The sequence below is a fragment of the Vibrio sp. Y176 genome (assembly GCF_033438945.1).
This window is the reverse complement of record NZ_JAWOQS010000558.1, coordinates 1-686: the sequence shown is the minus strand read 5'-3', so window position 1 is coordinate 686 and position 686 is coordinate 1. Positions and strand designations below refer to the sequence as shown.

Genomic DNA, 686 nt, shown 5'->3' with positions numbered 1-686 from the left:
GATTACAGCAAAGTCGAAGCGGGCAAGTTGACGCTTGTTGAAGAGGAGTTTGATTTGCGCTCGTTAGTAGAGAGTTGCACGGCATTGTGTGCGTATCAAGCGGATAAAAAGAACCTTAAGTTATTGGTTGATATGCCATTAGCCATGAATACGGTCGTGGTCGGTGATAAAGGTCGGATTAATCAAATCTTACTTAACTTGATCGGCAATGCAGTGAAATTCACGGATGAAGGTCATGTGCTGCTGAAAGTAAGAGAAAGTGAGCTCGGTTTTGATTTTTCAGTGACCGATACAGGCATTGGAATTCCTGAAGACAGGCTAACTCATATTATGGATAAATTTGAGCAGGTCGATACCTCCGCGACAAGGCGACATGAAGGAACGGGCTTAGGGTTGGCAATCTCAAAACGTTTGATCAGCATGTACAACGGTGAGCTTTGTGTGCGTTCGGATTTTGGCAACGGATCGTGTTTTAGCTTTAGTTTGCAGTTGCCTAAACGAAGTCAGCCTCATTCTGAACCGGTAGAACTGAATGCAAATCGACTATTGTTGATTGATGATTATCAACCACGCGTGGAACACTTGATGCGCTTAGCTAAAGAGATTGGCATCGAGGTGACTCATCGCAACGATTGGTCTGCGGCGCAGTCTTTGGGCAGAGATTTGGACGGTTTTGACCGCATCAT

1 protein-coding gene is annotated in these 686 nt (G+C 45.0%); it reads left to right on the top strand.

Translation table 11 applies throughout. The features are described from left to right. Positions 1-686, top strand: a 686-nt coding sequence (locus R7O13_RS27285; RefSeq protein ID WP_318305250.1) for a sensor histidine kinase, incomplete at both ends; no start/stop codon positions are given.